This window comes from Marinobacter lipolyticus SM19 (genome assembly GCF_000397065.2).
GTDB lineage: Bacteria > Pseudomonadota > Gammaproteobacteria > Pseudomonadales > Oleiphilaceae > Marinobacter > Marinobacter lipolyticus.
Window position 1 is genome coordinate 332,115 of sequence record NZ_KE007317.1, and the last position, 15,809, is coordinate 347,923.

A 15,809-nucleotide genomic window follows, 5' to 3' on the forward strand; every position below is an offset into this window, starting at 1 on the left:
CCACTAATTCGACGACGTGTTTTCCGAACCAGATACCATATCCGTATCGGTAACCGAAACGATCGCGATATCGTCCGGCAACTCTGTAATCGCGTCAAGATTCAGAGCCTCGTTCAGAGATGCGATAGTGTGACGACCTCCTGACACGAGTTCAAGTAGTGTCTGCTCCTTTTCATCCAGGCTTTTTGCCGGGATGACTTCCAGAATGCCATCCGAAAACAGGATCAGCCGGAACGGTTTCTCAAGTGGCACTTCGTACACTTCCCATTCTGGTGATTCAAACAAACCTACCGGCAATCCACTTCCCTCCAGAAAAGCCGTCTCGCCGCCTTCAAAGGACAGGATCGGCATAGGAAAATGAGCGCCTACCGCATAATTCAATTTACGCTCATTCACGGAGATTATGCCAACAAATACAGTTACGTGTTTACCGAGCCCGGTATCCAACAACTCCGAATTAATCCTCTCCAGAAAACGATCGGGATACAGGATGTCATCACTGGATCCACGGCGGAGATTACGCTGAAGTCGGTTGGTGAGATTTTTCAGCAACACCGTGACGAACGCCGAGCTGGCGCCGTGTCCGGAGACGTCAGCAATATAGACCAGCACTTTGTCTGCAGATATCCGGAAATAGTCCAGGAAATCTCCGCTCAGATACAGGGACGGTTTGATCAGGTGAGAAACGCTGAGGTTAGCCAGCTTCTGGTCATTGTCCGGCAGCATGCGCAACTGCACCTTGCGCCCCGCCCGCTGGTCTGCTCTTAATTCCGCAATACCGTTTCGCAGATCCCGGTTCGCTTCTTCCAGTTCCTGACGATACAGTTGGTTCAGACGATTAATCCGTACCCTGTCAAAGAGCTTGCCGATGACATCGTCCAGCGCGGCCTTATCATCGGAGCAGTTCTTCAGGAGAAAATCGGCCGCACCGGCACGCAGGGCATTCACCACAGCTACCGATTCCGCCGTGTCGGAACAGGCCACAATGGGGGTAAAGGTTTCCAGGTCTTCCAGCCGGGACGTCAGTTCGCGGATTTCTTCGGGCGGTATGTCCACAAAGATAACGTCCGGGATCGATTGAGCAAACATCCTGGTTGCCGCGCGGATGTCCCGACACCCGTTCACGTAGAAGCCTCGAGTTTCAAGGTGCCGGCTCAGTTCGGTGCGCGCCTTTTCATCGGCGTCAATTATTAGTATGCGCTCGGTGCGCGAAGTCATGGCTTCTGCCCTAAACTACCATCGGTAAAGGATAAATCGGGTACTTAACGCCTATTCTGGCACGACCCTGTGATATAACAAGGCAAGTTTGATGATTTTGGGAGAAATCCGGAAATGAGGCGCGCCGTAAACGATCTTCTCGGAGCTTATGACAAGCTGATCATGGACCCGGTTCACGGCGGTATTCCGCTTTACCGCCATGAAATCCGGGTCATTGACCACCCCTTGTTCCAACGTCTGCGCAATATCTGCCAGAACGACATTCTCAGCCTTGTGTTCCCCGGGGCGACTCATTCCCGGTTTCTCCACAGCATTGGTGTCATGCATGTTGGCACCCGCATGTTCCGCTCGATGATCGATGCCTACCTTCGGGAGAAGCAACTGAGCGAAAAAACCGATCTGAGCCTGAGCCAGCTGGATGCCATTGATTACCTGGCCAAGACTATTCGCCTGGGCTGCCTGCTGCACGATAGTGGACACTCAAGCTTTTCCCATCAGTTCACTCAGGCTCGCCGTATCCGCGATTTAATGTCCCGCCCGGGCCGATTTGAAGACCTCTGGGAAGGAGTGGATTTTTCCGCCTACCACAGTAGCCAACCCGGGGAACTCGAGCATGAACATTATTCAGTTCGGGTTGCCCATGAAGTATTGGCGGATATTGATATCCAGGCCGCCGGGCTGGACGCTCGAGACGTGATCGGCATCATGGAGACCACCGATGTGCAGCCCAGTGAGGCGTTCTGTAATCACGCCCGCACATTCTGGGCCTTCATCGCCGGTGACGAGGCCCACTCAGGTGCCCTCAGTGATGCCGACATACCCCGACTGGTAATGGACCTGCTCTCTTCCATCGTATCCGGAGAAATCGACGCCGACCGGGCTGACTACATGCTCAGGGATGGTTTTCACTCGTCAGTAACCATTGGTGGATTTAATCTGGACCACCTGCTCAGCAATCTGCGGTTCGGGTGGGATGTGTCGGAGCCCTGGCTTGGGCTGGCCATCACCCAGAAAGGCCTCGGCGCCCTGGAGGATTTTGTCTACAGCCGCCACCAGATGTATCGCAAGGTGTACGCCCACAAAACCGCCCTCGGTTTTGACTGGCTGCTGCGGGAGGCGATCAATGAAGTTCTGGAAGACCCGGAGAGCTTTGAGTGGGTCGATACCTGCCTCAGCAACATGCACTATTTTGCCGAGCTAACGGACAATTTTTTCTGGGAGGCATTCCGCAAGGTAGCCCGCCAGCACCCCAAAAGTTTCTCCCGGTGCATTGTTGACCGGATCAAGCTTAACCACCTCGATACCCGGGAAGACCTGACGGCCAAGGGTATTGAGAATCATAGCCAGTGGCTGGCAAAGGAACTGAAACTGGATCCTGCACGGGTGGTTACCTGCTCCATGCGCGCACGGTTTTCCAATATTCAGGAGAACTTCAACGGCATAAAGGTGTTGGTCCGGGCGCCGATCAACCGCAAGCGGTCGCTACGCAAGATCACGAAAGTCAGTGCGTTCTTCAGCAAGTTCAGTGACGACACCATTACTCACTTTTATCTCCAACCCGATGTGACGAAATAAAGGTGGAGCGTTAGCGTACGCGACGTCCCGTTGTTACTGATTCATGGTTCTCACCAGCTCGCTGGCACTGTCAAAGGCGCCTTCTACCCGTCCGCCCGAGAGCCAGTCCCCGGCCAGGCCAATACCCTCGGCCGGAAACCACAGGCACCCCGGGTGGTCGTCGCCGTCGGAGCGCGCGTATAGCCAACGATGGGGAACAGTCTCGTCAGGCATTGAGTCAAAACCGGTAATCTCCCTGAAGGCGTCGAGCATAACGTCAATCACCTGATCCGCATGAGTTTCCACGTGTTCCGCAGACCATTGCGATGTTGCGTGGAGAACCCACCACTGCCCGTGGTCCTCGCGGCCCGGCTTGCTGGAATTATTAGCAAGCCAGGACAGAACGCCGTTGTGCGGACGCATGCCTTCAAATTCCGCCCCTGGCGCGGACTCAAAATGAACCGCCACGGCCCAGCATGGCTGAACGGCAGGCACAGCCCCGTCCAGTGCCGAGGCCAGATTCATCAGGCCACTGTTCGTAAACAGGTCGCGAGCCTGGGCGGGAGGCGCGGTAACAATTACCTGATCAAAAGGCCCGTAATGCCGCGAAAACGTATCTGTCAGATACCACTTTCTGTCTTTCCGGGCCATAGTATCAATACGCACTTCCGCCCGGACGTCGATATCCGAGGCCAGCGCGCGGCTGATAGCCGTCATCCTTGGAATGCCAACATAGCGTGTCTCAGCAGGAAAAGCCTGCCAATGCCCATCCGGATGCTGAAAACCAAAACGCCCCTGCCATGGGCCGAAACAGTCATTCCCTGCATTTTTCTCAAGAAAGGTTCTGAACTCCGGATTTCGGATTGTGAAATACTGCGCTCCAATGTCCGCAGACCCGCCAGTAACCCGTTTGGCAGCCAAACGACCGCCTGGGCCGCGGCTTTTTTCGAAGACAGTCACGCTGTGATTCTGCTGTTCCAGCAAAATTGCGGCAGACAAGCCGGCCACACCTGAACCAACCACCGCTATTCGGCGTATATCAAGGCACTGGCTATTCTGATGATTCGTCATTGATGGTGCATCCAAAAGCGAGTGTTTAAACGTAATTCAGAACAGGCATTTCAACTTACGGTTATCTGAATTCTTAACAGTTACTCACGAAACAAGGGCAGTCTGGGTATGACCCGAGCGCAATACTGGCTAACAAACATTCTGAGATGGTTCGATTCCTCCGCCGGTTCGGATCACATTGACTCTACATCACGATCATTCAACGTGGTACGGGTCATCCCATTCATTGCGTTACACCTTGCGTGCCTGCTGGCCCTCTTTACTGGAGTCAGCGGATTCGCACTGGCTTTCGGCCTGGGCTTTTTTATCCTTCGAATGTTTGCCATAACCGGTTTTTACCACCGTTACTTTGCCCACAAAACGTTCAAAACCAGTCGTCCGGCGCAACTTGTCTTTGCAATCCTCGGTGCCAGTGCCGCGCAGCGCGGTCCTCTCTGGTGGGCAGCACATCATCGTCACCATCACCAGCATTCCGATCAGGAGGAGGACCTGCACTCCCCGCACCATGGGGGCTTCTGGTGGTCTCATGCCGGCTGGTTTACCTGTGATGCCGGTTTCTCGATGGATGAGAGACGCGTAAAGGACTGGATGAAGTTCCCGGAATTGCGCTTCGTTAACCGTTTCGACTCTCTGGTACCCGCGGCAGCGGCCGTGTTGATCTATGTCGTTGGAGAAGCGCTTGCAGCCTGGGCTCCCGGCCTTGGGACCAATGGGCTGCAGTTACTGGTCTGGGGCTTTTTCATCTCAACGGTCGCGTTGTTCCACGCCACCGTTTCCATCAACTCACTGTCCCATGTCTGGGGCAAGCGCCGGTTCGATACCCCGGATGACAGTCGTAACAATTTCTGGCTCGCCCTTCTTACGCTGGGAGAAGGCTGGCATAACAACCATCACCGCTGGCCCCAGTCAGTTCGCCAGGGCTTTCGTTGGTACGAAATCGATATGACCTGGTATGGACTATGGATACTGTCAAAACTCGGCATCGTATGGGATCTCAACCGGATTCCACGACACATTCAGGAAGAAACCCGCACACTTGATGAACAAAAGAGGAAGCAACCGTGAGCACCGCCCCGGTTATTGAAGTTGGCACAAGGAACTCCGCCGTCAAGGCAACCCTCGAACGATTCCAGGAACTGTTCAATTCTCTCGACGCCGGCAACCTGAGTACGCTCTCGTCGGTGTACAGTGAAACAGTAAAGTTTCAGGATCCACTGTCTTCGGTGTCCGGACTGGATCACCTGACCCATTACTTTGCAGGCGCGTACGCCAACGTCTTGTCTTGCCAGTTCGATTTCGGTGACCCCGTCGTCGCAGGGGGGAAGGTGGCGATTCCGTGGGTCATGCGGCTGCGGCACAAACGCATTCGTCGGGGTCGGGAAATCCGAGTCGATGGCATGAGCAACCTGATCATTTGTAACGGCAAGGTAACTCACCACCGGGATTACTTCGACGCCGGGCAGTTATTGTATGAACACCTTCCCCTCGTTGGCCGGGTTATTCGCTCGATCAGGAAGCACGCGGCATGAGAAGAAGACTGGGGGCCCCCTCCAATATCTGGATCACTGGTGCCGGGTCAGGCATTGGCGAGGCTGTGTCCCGCTCACTGCTTGAGCACAGCCACCGGCTCATTCTGACTGGTAGGCGCAGTGAGCCTTTGGAGGCCATTCAGTCCGCGTCACCGGACCGCGTAATTGTGGCTCCTGCCGATACTACGGATCGCCAGCAGCTCCAGAGCATAGCGCCGCAACTGGAGAGTCATGGCGACCTGAACATGGCGATCCTTAACGCAGGCACCTGTGAGTACCTGGACGTACGGGATTACAACAGCGATGTTATCGCCAACAACCTTCAGACCAACGTGGTTGGTACCGCACGCTGTCTGGATATCGCCCTGCCCGCCCTCCGCCGGACCCGAGCAAAGGGCCAACCAGCAACGCTGGTTATTGTGAGCTCCTCGGCCTGGTGGTTCCCGTTCGGGCGTGCCGAGGGCTACGGCGCTTCCAAGGCTGCCCTCAGCTATTTCGCCTATGCGCTCAGAGCCGATCTGGCTGCCGAAGGCATAGACGTGGTGGTGGTATCACCCGGCTTCGTAAAAACACCGCTGACGGACCGCAACGATTTCCCCATGCCATTCCTGGTGACCGCCGAGGACGCCGCCCAGCGAATAGTGAAAGGTCTGGCCAACGGGCGGCATGACATTGCGTTCCCCAAACGCTTTACGTGGACACTGCGCCTGCTGGGCGCTCTGCCCCGCTCAATCATTGATCGAATGTCGGCAGCCATGGCCCGGCAAAGTGACCATTAACAGGAATTACCCAGATGAATGAACCTCGTCAGCGCATTGCTGTCATTGGCGCCGGAGTTTCCGGCCTCACTGCTGCCTGGCTTTTGTCTGAACACCACGATGTTCAGCTTTTTGAGGCCGGTGATTATGCCGGTGGCCATACCAACACAGAAAACGTTCAGGCCGGAGGACGGGATTGGCCGGTAAACACGGGCTTTATCGTTTTCAACGACTGGACCTACCCTAACTTCATCAAATTGATGGATCGGCTTGGTGTGGCTTCGGAGGTCAGCGACATGAGTTTCAGCGTGGACTGCCGCGCAAATGGCCTTCAGTACAACGGAACCAGCCTGGACACCCTGTTTGCCCAGCGCAGAAACCTGCTGAATCTGCCATTCCTGAAGATGATCCGTGAAATTCTCCGGTTCAACAAGGAAACCCGTGCAGATCTCCGATCCGGTGAGATTACCGATGAAGAAACGCTTGGCGAGTACCTGAACCGTAACCGGTACTCTCGCTATTTCCGTAATCATTACATCGTGCCCATGGGCGCGGCCATCTGGTCTGCTCCGGAAGTCGTGCTGGAAAGCTTCCCGATTCGCTTCTTCCTGCAGTTTTTCAACAATCACGGGATGTTGTCAGTCGATGACCGGCCGACATGGCGTGTCATTTCGGGGGGCTCTGCGCAGTACGTCAATAAAATGATGGACAGGCTCGGGGATCGGACGCACTTGAATAGCCCGATCAGCTCTGTCGCTCGGCTTCCGGACAAGGTCCTGCTCACATGCCTGGACCAGGAACACGAATTCGATCAGGTGATCTTCGCCTGTCACAGTGACCAGGCGCTCGCCATGCTGTCCGACCCCACAGATGAAGAACGCAGCATCCTCGGAGCTATCGCCTACCAACAAAACGACGTGGTGCTTCATACCGATAGTTCGGTACTGCCATCAAACCGGCGAGCCTGGGCTGCCTGGAACTATTACATGCCAGAGCACAGGACTGAACCGGTTTCAGTCACCTATAACATGAACATCTTGCAGAACTTCCACGATGCACCGGAAACCTTCTGCGTCACCTTGAATCGCAGCCGGGATATTGCCGAAGACCGCATCATCAAACGTTTTGAATACGCCCATCCGGTGTTTACGCTCGACGCGGTGGCTGCTCAGAACCGCTATGAAGAGATCGGCAACCGCAACCGCAGTCATTTTTGTGGGGCCTACTGGTTCAATGGATTCCACGAGGACGGCGTCCGCAGCGCCCTTCGCGTTACTGAGGCCTTTGGGGTGGAGCTCTAGGTATGGCTACGCATGCTGCCAATCCTGTGGTTCACCCGCTGTCCAGTCAGTGGCTTGAAGGCAGTATTCGCCATCGCCGTAAAAGCCCGGTCGGTCATGAGTTTTGTTACAACACCGGGATGCTGGCCCTCAACCTGGACGAATGGGAGCGTGTTACCCGGGTCAGTAAGCTGTTCTCCCTGGAGCGTTTCAATTGGCTGTCGCTGTATCGTTCAGATTATTTTGATCCTGAGTCCGGGGATCTGTCAGGTGCTGTGAGGAATCAGGTTGAGACCGCGACAGGATGGCGACCAGACGGCCCCGTGGAACTGATTACCCACCCCCGCTACCTGGGATACGTATTCAACCCGGTCAGTTTCTATTTCTGTTATGCCCGGGGAGACCACCCTGAAACCGGCGCGGTCCCGAAGGTTATTCTTGCACAGATTACCAACACTCCCTGGCACGAGCGCCATGTGTACTGCCTGGAAACCATCGGCAGTGATGTAAGCCAGGCGGGTTGGCGGTCTGAGCGGTTTGGATTCAGCAAACGATTTCACGTGTCACCATTCAATGGTATGGACCAGCACTACCAATGGACCTTCAGCTTCCGTGGGCCCGAATTGCGGATTCACATGAATGTGCTCGAGGAAGGTCGCAAGCAATTTGATGCCACTCTGGTAGTCCAACGTACCCCACTGACACGTAAAAAATTACACAAAAGCCTGCGGCAATTCCCTCTTGAAGCCCTGAAAGTCGCTGCAGGCATTTATTGGCATGCCCTGAAGCTCAAACTCAAGGGTGCGCCCTTTTACACCCACCCGGACAAACTGCAGGAATCCGATACCGCTTTCCGGCTGGGTAGTAGTGACAGCGGGCTTGATGTGACTGAAACAAACAACACTGACAAGACAAGTGGAAGGGTGAGCTCATGGAGAACCTGAATACCTCACTGGAAACCGGCGCCGGCAGTACGTCCGTTCCGGTCACCAGCCGCGTCGCCAAGCGTCTGGTTTGCCAGCAATTAGCGTTGCTGAAGGACGGCATCCTGACGGTACGAGAACGCGACTCCGACGACCTCGTCTTCGGTGACGGCAACACCAGATATGCCCCCGCTGAGCTGATTATCCGCCACCACAGCACCTGGCGTGATCTTCTCACCGGCGGAAGCGTGGGGGCCGCCGAGGCCTGGGTCGCCGGGGACTGGGAATCGCCGGATCTGGTCGCCCTGCTCCGCTTTTTTACCCGTAACGTCGACCGGATGAACGCATTCGAAGATCGCTTCAGCTGGATCACCAAGCCGGCATTGAAGAGTTTGCACTGGTTGAACCGGAACACCAAAACCGGCTCACGGAAGAACATCAGCGCCCATTACGATCTTGGAAACGACCTGTTTGAAACGTTCCTGGATCCGACCATGACGTATTCCTCGGCCATCTATCCAAGCCGTGAAAGCACCCTCGACGAAGCAGCCGTGTACAAACTGGATACCATCTGCCGCAAGCTGGATCTGCAACCCGGTGATAATGTCATCGAGATCGGGACTGGCTGGGGCGGATTTGCCATTCATGCGGCCAAGCACTATGGCTGCCACGTGACCACGACCACCATATCGGAAGAACAGCTGGCTTTGGCGAAGCAACGGGTCGCTGAGGAAGGTCTGACCGATCGCATTACACTGTTGTTCGACGATTACCGGGACCTAGTTGGCCAGTTCGACAAACTGGTGTCCATCGAAATGATCGAGGCGGTGGGGCCGCAGTTCCTTGACAGCTACCTGAGCCAGATCAGCGGTCTTTTGAAGCCGGATGGCCTTGCACTGATTCAGGCCATCAACATGCCGGAGCAGCGTTATCAGCGCGCCTTACGTAACGTGGATTTTATCCAGCGTTACATCTTCCCCGGTAGCTTCATTCCGTCCTTCGGAGCCATTCTCGGATCTGTTCGCAAAGGCAGCGATCTGGTGCTGACGCATGCCGAGGACATTGGTTTTCACTATGCCCGCACCCTACACGACTGGTGTGACAGGTTTATGGCCAACAGCAGGAATCTTGATGCCATGGGGTACGACCAGGCATTCCGTCGGCTGTGGCATTTCTACTTTGCCTATTGTGAGGCTGGCTTCAGCGAGCGGGCAATTGGCGTGTCGCAGCTGGTTCTGGCAAAGCCGGGCAACAAACGGGAGAACATTCTGAGCCTATGATCCGCTCCGAAACAGCTCGCAATATCCTGAACTTTTTGCTGTTCCAGGCCGGGTGGCTGATTTGCGTGCTGTATCCCGGGCTGCTGGCGGCTGGCGTCGTCGTGCTTTTACTGATCGCGCATTTTGTCCTGGTCAGTCAGCATCGCTGGGTTGAAGCTCAATTTATAGGCTTCGGTACCGTGGTTGGCGGTGTCCTCGATGGCGTCTGGTTTCAGACGGGTGTGCTGGCCGACAAGTCAGGTGAGGTCATGCTGACCCCCGTCTGGCTGGTCGCAATCTGGGCCATGTTCATGACCACCCTGTGCCATTCGCTGCAATGGGTGAGCCGAAAGCGATGGTTGCCCTGGGTGCTCGCGCCAATGGCTGGCCCCTTCGCGTACTGGTCTGCCAGCCAGCTCGGAGCGGTGGAATTGCCGATGATGAATCTGTCACTGGTGGCACTGGCTCTTGGGTGGATGGTGGTGTTCCCCTTGCTATTGCTGGTTCGCAACGCACTATACACGGAGCTTGCATCATGAAGGCTCACCAATCCCTGTCAATGGCCGCGGCCTGGCTACTGGCCACCGGGGCATATGCTGCTGAGTCAGCGTTTCAGTTCGTTGGAAAGGCCAGCGACAGCGGCTCCCTCGTCTATGAAGAACATCATACTGTGGCCGGAACTTGTCACCGTGGTATCTGGCAACCCGATACACATTCTGTGGATTACAGAGAGCCCGACACTGGACGGACCTTTGCCACCAAGCAACTGGACTACCAGCACTCGCCGCTTCGCCCGGCAATGACCTTCCAACAGCGGGCATTCGACGAATCTCTCATCGTGAAACAGGCTGATGACGATACCCTCGCCATTCGTTGGCAGACCCGGTCAGGGAAAACGGAAGCATTCAATGTAAGCTTCAACGATTCCGTCGTAGTGGATGCAGGCTTCGATAACTTCGTACGCCGCAACTGGGATGCAGTGGTTTCTGGGCGCTCAGTCAACTTCCGTTTTCTGGGCCCGACCCGTGGCGAGCATTACGGGTTCGTGATGGAGGAGGCATCGACCAACAGGACCGATGCAGCCCACATCGTTCGCATAAGACCTTCAGGAATGATTGCGCGTTTCCTGGTAGACCCTATCATCCTGGGCTACAACGAATCAGGCGCCCTCACCGACTACATTGGCTTGAGCAATATCCGGAAATCCGAAGACGGTAACTATACCGTCCACATCCGCTACAACGTCATCCGACAGCCGGACTGTAAACTGACTCCATGACCACGTCCTCTCAGCCAAGGCGGAATCCCCGGTTGGCTGTGGTAAACTCCTGCGCTAAAGCCCATACCACTGAGCCAGCTAATCAGAGAGTGTTCATCGATGACCTTCGTTTCCTTCAACGTCAATAGTATCCGTACCCGCCTGCACCAGTTGGAAGAAGTGATCAACACCCTGAACCCGGACGTCATCGGTCTTCAGGAAACCAAGGTGAAGGATGAGGAGTTCCCCGTAGAGGCGATCCGGGAACTCGGCTATCACGTGCATTTCCATGGCCAGAAAACCCATTACGGTGTTGCGCTGCTGTCGCGGCAGGAACCAGAGAAAGTGACCAAAGGCTACCCGTGGGATGACGAGGACGCACAGCGGCGTCTGATTACCGGTCAATTTTCCCGTAATGGTGAGAAAATCACTGTTATTAACGGCTACTTCCCTCAGGGTGAAAGCCGGGACCATCCGGTCAAGTTTCCCGCCAAGGAAAAGTTCTACAGTGACCTGATGCGGTATCTGGATGAACTGAAAGCAGAAGGCGGCCACATTGTGCTCATGGGCGATATGAATATTTCACCGACCGACAAAGACATCGGTATCGGGGCCGATAATGCCAAGCGCTGGTTACGCACAGGCAAATGTTCGTTCCTCCCGGAAGAGCGTGAATGGCTTGGTCAGGTCGAGAGCCGTGGTTACACTGACGTTTTCCGCCATCTCCACCCCGACGAAGCCGATACCTTCAGCTGGTTCGACTACCGTAGCCGGGGATTTGAGCGGGAGCCCAAGCGGGGCCTGCGCATCGACCTGATTATGGCCAGCGACAGCCTGTTACCAAAGGCCAGGGAGGCCGGTGTGTCCTATGACATCCGCGCCATGGAGCGACCGTCGGACCACTGCCCGATCTGGGCCCGCTTCGATCTTTAATCCACAACCAGGCCGCGACATGAAAAAAATCAAAACCCGCGACCGAATACTCGACGCCAGCCTGATGCTGTTCAATGGCGTTGGTGAACCCAATGTCACGACCCTGCTGATCTCCGACGAACTGGAGATCAGTCCCGGCAACCTTTACTACCACTTCAAAAGCAAGGGCGATATCGTCGGAGAACTGTTTGATCGTTACGAAGACGAGATGATTGACTTGCTCGCGGTGCCGGAGGACGTGGAGATCAGCCTTGATCAGCAGAGCTTCTTTCTCCACCTGCTGTTCGAAACGGTCGCGCGGTACCGTTTTCTGTACCAGGACCTGGTCAACGTCCTGTCCCGGTACGACCAACTGCAAAACAGATTCAAGCGGATACTGAAAAAGAAAACAGCAGCATTTGCCACCATTTGCGGAAGCCTGCAGCGTCAGGGCATGATGAACATCAGCGACAGCCAACTTTCATCTCTTTGTGAACAGTTGACGCTAACAGCCTGTTATTGGAGCAGTTATGACAGCCTTTCCCATCTGGATGACCGGGATGCAGTCGATCCCGGCCGGGGCGTCTACCAGATGATGCAATTATTGCTGCCGTACCTCGGCCCCGATGAAAAAGAACAGGTTTGCCTGATGAGCCAGGACTACCTGTAACACTGCTTCGCGTTACTCCTCGGAATCATCCCCGATGTCACCCCGCAAACGGCGTAACTCGGCCTCCAGAGCTTCGATACGATGTTCCAGGGCGTCTATTTCCTCACGGCGGTGGATGCCCAACCGCCGCAACGCTCCGGATACCCGCTGGTCGAACATATGTTCCAGCTTATCCCAGGTACCGGTGGCACGCTCACGAACATCGCCCACCCGATCCTCGACGGTCTTGATCTGTTTCTCAACCACGCCGCGGGTTTTGTCCTCTAACTGCTCGCCCTCCTGGACCAGTCGCTCGAAGAATCGACCGGCGTCTTCTTCGGCCTTGGTGTAGGCCCCCAGTCCCGCCAGCCAGATCTGACGCGCGGAATCCTTTATTTTGCCCGCCAGCTGCGGATCATTATGGGGCTTGTTTTCGTTTTCATCATCAGACATGTAACAACCTCGGGGCTCAAAACTGCATAGTGGCACCATTGTATTACAGGCGATGGTGAATTTCAGTGGATAGTACGCGCCTGTAACCCGCACAACGACCGGCGGCAGTATAAGCACCCAATCAATATGAAAAAATGTTTTCAAAGTAAAGCGACTGCGGCTTGAAGTGTACAAATTATAGTCAATACTTCCCTATACCGGTGTCCCTGCTGATGCCGGTTTGTCTGGAAGTCTTTCATGGATACTACTCGCACGCCTCTGCCCGGCCACCAGTGCCGGGCTTTTTTTTGCTCAATCGGCACATATATCTATTACATCTATGCTTATTCCATTTATAATTTCAGGCTGTCCCCACATCCGAAGGAGCACTCAATGATCGACATCTCGTGGAACAGTTTCACTCCCTGGTCTGCCCTTACAGGAGGCCTTTTGATCGGACTGGCAGCCGCCAGCTTTGTTCTGCTCAACGGTCGCATTGCCGGTATCAGCGGAGTTCTTGGCGGGCTCCTTGCGCCTCGTTCTGGCGATATCGGATGGCGGATTGCATTCATCCTCGGGCTGGTAGGCGCACCTGTCGCCTGGCTCATGATGACTGAGCTGCCTGCCATAAGAATCGAGGCCGACTACCCTGCCATCATCGCCGCCGGTCTGTTGGTTGGGGTCGGCACTCGATACGGTTCTGGCTGCACCAGCGGACATGGCGTATGCGGTCTTTCACGCCTTTCTCCGCGCTCACTGGTGGCCACGCTATCCTTCATGGGTACAGGCTTCGTGACCGTATACCTGATTCGTCACGCATTCGGAGGTTAAGAACATGAAGTATTCGCTCTCAGCATTCGGTGCCGGACTCGTTTTCGGTCTGGGCCTGCTTATTTCAGGGATGGCGAATCCTGAAAAAGTGCTCGGATTCCTCGACATTGCTGGCCTCTGGGATCCCTCCCTGGCCTTTGTGATGGGAGGAGCAATCCTTGTTGGCTTTTTTGCCTTTGCAATTGCCCGCAAAAGAACGCTCAGTTTTCTCGGGTTCCACATGAAATTACCAGCAAGCGACCGAGTTGATACTCGCCTGGTGATCGGCAGCCTGATGTTCGGTGCTGGTTGGGGGATTGCGGGTTTTTGCCCGGGGCCAGGACTGGTCGCACTGGGGGCAGGCGAAATCAAAGCTGCGGTATTTGTCGCATCGATGATTGCAGGTATGGTGATCTTTGAAATGATCGAGAGCAGTCGCCGCCGCACCCAGTAAACATTTTCCGGTAAAATAGTACCTGGCCGCTCTGAAAGATCCGTTCTGCTATGTCATCATTGCGGCATATTTTTCAACTCACCTTCAAAGGCTTGTTTGCATTATGGACCTTAGAAAGATCGATGATCAGATAACCGTGGCTCCCCAGATTGCCGTCGACGACGTAGCGGAAATTGCCAGACTGGGATTCAGGACTCTGGTTGCCAACCGACCGGACCATGAGGAGCCCGGGCAACCGCCTATGGCCGAGCTTGAAGCCGCCGCCCGCGAACACGGTCTCAACTGGGTGTATTTGCCCGTGGAATCCGGCAATATCACCGACCAGGATGTGGATCAGTTCGCACCCATGATCCAGCAGGCCGAAACCCCCGTATTGGCCTTCTGTCGTTCAGGCACCCGTTGCACGGCTCTGTGGGCCCTGAGCGCAGCCCGCAACACCCCCGTCGAGGTCATTTTCACCAAGGCTCGCAATGCCGGTTATGACATTGGCGGTCTGGCTCCCAGGCTCGCACAGCAGGCAGCCAGGCAGGGCTGACGCGGACCAGAACGGCCCATGCCATCAATCGCCAGCCAGGAATCAGCAAATGCAGTACAAAGGAATAGAAAACTTTAACCACCGGCAGCCTGAGAAGCTTGGTGTACTGGTCACCAATCTCGGTACGCCGGATGCTCCGACCCCTTCCGCGCTTCGACGTTACCTCGGTGAATTCCTGTCTGACCCACGGGTGGTGGAACTTCCCCGCCCCATCTGGTGGCTGATACTGCACGGCATCATCCTCAGAATTCGGCCACGGAAATCCACTAAAGCCTACGCCGGGGTGTGGCAGCCTGAGGGATCACCGCTGCTGACGCATACCGCAAACCAGGCTGAAGGTATTCGAAAGATTCTGGCCAGGAAGTATGGCAATCACATTGTCGTCGGTTTTGCCATGCGTTATGGCAATCCCTCTATTGCCAAGGTGCTGGATGAGATGCAGGATCAGGGCGTCCGCAAACTGATCGTTCTTCCGCTCTATCCCCAGTACTCGGCGTCGACCTCGGCTTCAACCTTCGACGCCATCGCAAAGGACTTTACACGCAGGCGCTGGCTCCCGGATCTGCGCTTCATCTCCCATTATCCGGATTACCCGCCTTACATTGAGGCAATGGCGGCCCACATCCGGGCTCATTGGGAGCAGCATGGACGGAACCAGAAGCTTATTCTGTCTTACCACGGTATTCCTTTGAAATACCTGAAAAAGGGCGATCCATACCACTGCGAATGCCACAAGACATCGCGATTGCTCGCGGAGTGCCTGGGCCTGGGAGCAGACGAATACCTGACCACTTTCCAGTCCCGCTTCGGGAGAGAGGAATGGTTAAAGCCATACACCGATGAAACCCTCAAGGCCCTGCCCGGAAAAGACATCACATCCATTGATGTGTTTTGTCCCGGCTTTTCCTCGGATTGTCTCGAGACCATTGAGGAAATCAACGAAGAGAACCGCGAGTATTTTATGGAATCCGGCGGCCAGGGCTTTAGTTACATCCCCGCCCTGAATGCGTCTCCCGGGCATATTGATGCTTTGGTCAGATTGATAGAAGATAATCTCAAGGGCTGGACCGTTCCGGACAACAGCCCGGAGGCACTGCAACATCGGGATGTCCTGGCGCAACAACAGAAGAATGTGGTGTACCCGGACAGAACTTTCTGAAGGTGCAT

At 55.3% G+C, this 15,809-nt stretch carries 18 protein-coding genes; 15 read left to right on the forward strand and 3 right to left on the reverse strand.

All coding sequences use genetic code 11. From position 1 onward, the window contains the following. Positions 1–3: 3 nt before the first annotated feature. The gene (locus MARLIPOL_RS07910; protein ID WP_012137529.1) at positions 4–1,218 is read right to left on the reverse strand and encodes a PP2C family protein-serine/threonine phosphatase; all 1,215 of its coding nucleotides are present in this window, start codon (positions 1,216–1,218) and stop codon (positions 4–6) included. Between the two features lie 114 nt (positions 1,219–1,332). On the opposite strand from MARLIPOL_RS07910, the gene MARLIPOL_RS07915 reads away from it, so the two are divergent. Beyond that, positions 1,333–2,793 carry an HD domain-containing protein gene (locus MARLIPOL_RS07915; RefSeq protein ID WP_012137530.1) on the forward strand — a complete coding sequence of 487 codons (1,461 nt, stop codon included), beginning with the start codon at positions 1,333–1,335 and terminating at the stop codon, positions 2,791–2,793. A 33-nt stretch (positions 2,794–2,826) separates the two neighbouring features. Here the strand turns inward: MARLIPOL_RS07915 and MARLIPOL_RS07920 are convergent, their stop codons facing one another. Next, the gene (locus MARLIPOL_RS07920; protein ID WP_036190969.1) at positions 2,827–3,843 is read right to left on the reverse strand and encodes an NAD(P)/FAD-dependent oxidoreductase; all 1,017 of its coding nucleotides are present in this window, start codon (positions 3,841–3,843) and stop codon (positions 2,827–2,829) included. 108 nt (positions 3,844–3,951) lie between these two features. On the opposite strand from MARLIPOL_RS07920, the gene MARLIPOL_RS07925 reads away from it, so the two are divergent. The 10 genes from MARLIPOL_RS07925 to MARLIPOL_RS07970 all read left to right on the forward strand — a co-directional run bounded on the left by MARLIPOL_RS07925 (position 3,952) and on the right by MARLIPOL_RS07970 (position 12,432). Next, positions 3,952–4,908, forward strand: coding sequence for an acyl-CoA desaturase (locus MARLIPOL_RS07925; RefSeq protein WP_012137533.1), 957 nt, complete (start codon positions 3,952–3,954; stop codon positions 4,906–4,908). Next, entirely contained in the window at positions 4,905–5,372 is a 468-nt protein-coding gene (locus MARLIPOL_RS07930) for a nuclear transport factor 2 family protein (RefSeq protein ID WP_012137534.1), read from the forward strand. Before MARLIPOL_RS07925 ends, MARLIPOL_RS07930 begins: the two co-directional genes overlap by 4 nt. Next, complete coding sequence (locus tag MARLIPOL_RS07935) at positions 5,369–6,151, forward strand: SDR family NAD(P)-dependent oxidoreductase (protein WP_012137535.1); 783 nt, start codon at positions 5,369–5,371, stop codon at positions 6,149–6,151. Before MARLIPOL_RS07930 ends, MARLIPOL_RS07935 begins: the two co-directional genes overlap by 4 nt. 14 nt (positions 6,152–6,165) lie before the next feature. Next, a complete protein-coding gene (locus MARLIPOL_RS07940) occupies positions 6,166–7,431 on the forward strand; it encodes an NAD(P)/FAD-dependent oxidoreductase (RefSeq protein WP_012137536.1) in 1,266 nt (421 codons plus the stop codon). Positions 7,432–7,469: 38 nt separating this feature from the next. After that, positions 7,470–8,354, forward strand: a complete 885-nt coding sequence (locus tag MARLIPOL_RS07945; protein WP_036191109.1) for a DUF1365 domain-containing protein — start codon at positions 7,470–7,472, stop codon at positions 8,352–8,354. After that, complete coding sequence (locus MARLIPOL_RS07950) at positions 8,342–9,613, forward strand: SAM-dependent methyltransferase (protein ID WP_012137538.1); 1,272 nt, start codon at positions 8,342–8,344, stop codon at positions 9,611–9,613. Before MARLIPOL_RS07945 ends, MARLIPOL_RS07950 begins: the two co-directional genes overlap by 13 nt. Then, complete coding sequence (locus tag MARLIPOL_RS07955; RefSeq protein WP_012137539.1) at positions 9,610–10,131, forward strand: DUF2878 domain-containing protein; 522 nt, start codon at positions 9,610–9,612, stop codon at positions 10,129–10,131. The genes MARLIPOL_RS07950 and MARLIPOL_RS07955 overlap by 4 nt, the downstream gene beginning before the upstream one ends. Continuing rightward, entirely contained in the window at positions 10,128–10,871 is a 744-nt protein-coding gene (locus MARLIPOL_RS07960; protein WP_012137540.1) for a hypothetical protein, read from the forward strand. Before MARLIPOL_RS07955 ends, MARLIPOL_RS07960 begins: the two co-directional genes overlap by 4 nt. A 99-nt stretch (positions 10,872–10,970) precedes the next feature. Beyond that, positions 10,971–11,783 (forward strand): exodeoxyribonuclease III, encoded by an 813-nt coding sequence (gene xthA, locus MARLIPOL_RS07965; RefSeq protein ID WP_012137541.1) that lies wholly within the window; start codon positions 10,971–10,973, stop codon positions 11,781–11,783. Between the two features lie 19 nt (positions 11,784–11,802). Beyond that, on the forward strand, positions 11,803–12,432 hold the full coding sequence (locus MARLIPOL_RS07970; RefSeq protein WP_012137542.1) for a TetR/AcrR family transcriptional regulator: 630 nt from the start codon (positions 11,803–11,805) through the stop codon (positions 12,430–12,432). Between the two features lie 12 nt (positions 12,433–12,444). On the opposite strand, the gene MARLIPOL_RS07975 is transcribed toward MARLIPOL_RS07970, so the two are convergent. Continuing rightward, positions 12,445–12,864, reverse strand: a complete 420-nt coding sequence (locus MARLIPOL_RS07975) for a phasin family protein (RefSeq protein ID WP_012137543.1) — start codon at positions 12,862–12,864, stop codon at positions 12,445–12,447. 237 nt (positions 12,865–13,101) lie between these two features. Here MARLIPOL_RS07975 and MARLIPOL_RS07980 point away from each other — a divergent pair, with 237 nt between their 5' ends. The 4 genes from MARLIPOL_RS07980 (at position 13,102) to hemH (ending at position 15,801) form a co-directional block, all read left to right on the forward strand. Beyond that, on the forward strand, positions 13,102–13,674 hold the full coding sequence (locus tag MARLIPOL_RS07980; RefSeq protein ID WP_082446099.1) for a YeeE/YedE family protein: 573 nt from the start codon (positions 13,102–13,104) through the stop codon (positions 13,672–13,674). A gap of 4 nt (positions 13,675–13,678) precedes the next feature. After that, positions 13,679–14,107: a DUF6691 family protein gene (locus MARLIPOL_RS07985; protein WP_012137545.1), complete on the forward strand. Its 429-nt coding sequence runs from the start codon at positions 13,679–13,681 to the stop codon at positions 14,105–14,107. Positions 14,108–14,210: 103 nt separating this feature from the next. Further along, positions 14,211–14,642, forward strand: coding sequence for a TIGR01244 family sulfur transferase (locus tag MARLIPOL_RS07990; RefSeq protein WP_012137546.1), 432 nt, complete (start codon positions 14,211–14,213; stop codon positions 14,640–14,642). A gap of 49 nt (positions 14,643–14,691) precedes the next feature. Further along, entirely contained in the window at positions 14,692–15,801 is a 1,110-nt protein-coding gene (gene hemH / locus MARLIPOL_RS07995; protein WP_012137547.1) for a ferrochelatase, read from the forward strand. Positions 15,802–15,809: the final 8 nt, after the last annotated feature.

Excerpts from the sequence above, each read along its gene's own strand:
- MARLIPOL_RS07910 (WP_012137529.1), bottom strand. The coding sequence starts at position 1,218 with ATGACTTCGCGCACCGAGCGCATACTAATAATTGACGCCGATGAAAAG.
- MARLIPOL_RS07915 (WP_012137530.1), top strand. The coding sequence starts at position 1,333 with ATGAGGCGCGCCGTAAACGATCTTCTCGGAGCTTATGACAAGCTGATC.
- MARLIPOL_RS07920 (WP_036190969.1), bottom strand. The coding sequence starts at position 3,843 with ATGACGAATCATCAGAATAGCCAGTGCCTTGATATACGCCGAATAGCG.
- MARLIPOL_RS07925 (WP_012137533.1), top strand. The coding sequence starts at position 3,952 with ATGACCCGAGCGCAATACTGGCTAACAAACATTCTGAGATGGTTCGAT.
- MARLIPOL_RS07935 (WP_012137535.1), top strand. The coding sequence starts at position 5,369 with ATGAGAAGAAGACTGGGGGCCCCCTCCAATATCTGGATCACTGGTGCC.
- MARLIPOL_RS07940 (WP_012137536.1), top strand. The coding sequence starts at position 6,166 with ATGAATGAACCTCGTCAGCGCATTGCTGTCATTGGCGCCGGAGTTTCC.
- MARLIPOL_RS07950 (WP_012137538.1), top strand. The coding sequence starts at position 8,342 with ATGGAGAACCTGAATACCTCACTGGAAACCGGCGCCGGCAGTACGTCC.
- MARLIPOL_RS07955 (WP_012137539.1), top strand. The coding sequence starts at position 9,610 with ATGATCCGCTCCGAAACAGCTCGCAATATCCTGAACTTTTTGCTGTTC.
- MARLIPOL_RS07960 (WP_012137540.1), top strand. The coding sequence starts at position 10,128 with ATGAAGGCTCACCAATCCCTGTCAATGGCCGCGGCCTGGCTACTGGCC.
- xthA (WP_012137541.1), top strand. The coding sequence starts at position 10,971 with ATGACCTTCGTTTCCTTCAACGTCAATAGTATCCGTACCCGCCTGCAC.
- MARLIPOL_RS07970 (WP_012137542.1), top strand. The coding sequence starts at position 11,803 with ATGAAAAAAATCAAAACCCGCGACCGAATACTCGACGCCAGCCTGATG.
- MARLIPOL_RS07975 (WP_012137543.1), bottom strand. The coding sequence starts at position 12,864 with ATGTCTGATGATGAAAACGAAAACAAGCCCCATAATGATCCGCAGCTG.
- MARLIPOL_RS07980 (WP_082446099.1), top strand. The coding sequence starts at position 13,102 with ATGGATACTACTCGCACGCCTCTGCCCGGCCACCAGTGCCGGGCTTTT.
- MARLIPOL_RS07985 (WP_012137545.1), top strand. The coding sequence starts at position 13,679 with ATGAAGTATTCGCTCTCAGCATTCGGTGCCGGACTCGTTTTCGGTCTG.
- MARLIPOL_RS07990 (WP_012137546.1), top strand. The coding sequence starts at position 14,211 with ATGGACCTTAGAAAGATCGATGATCAGATAACCGTGGCTCCCCAGATT.
- hemH (WP_012137547.1), top strand. The coding sequence starts at position 14,692 with ATGCAGTACAAAGGAATAGAAAACTTTAACCACCGGCAGCCTGAGAAG.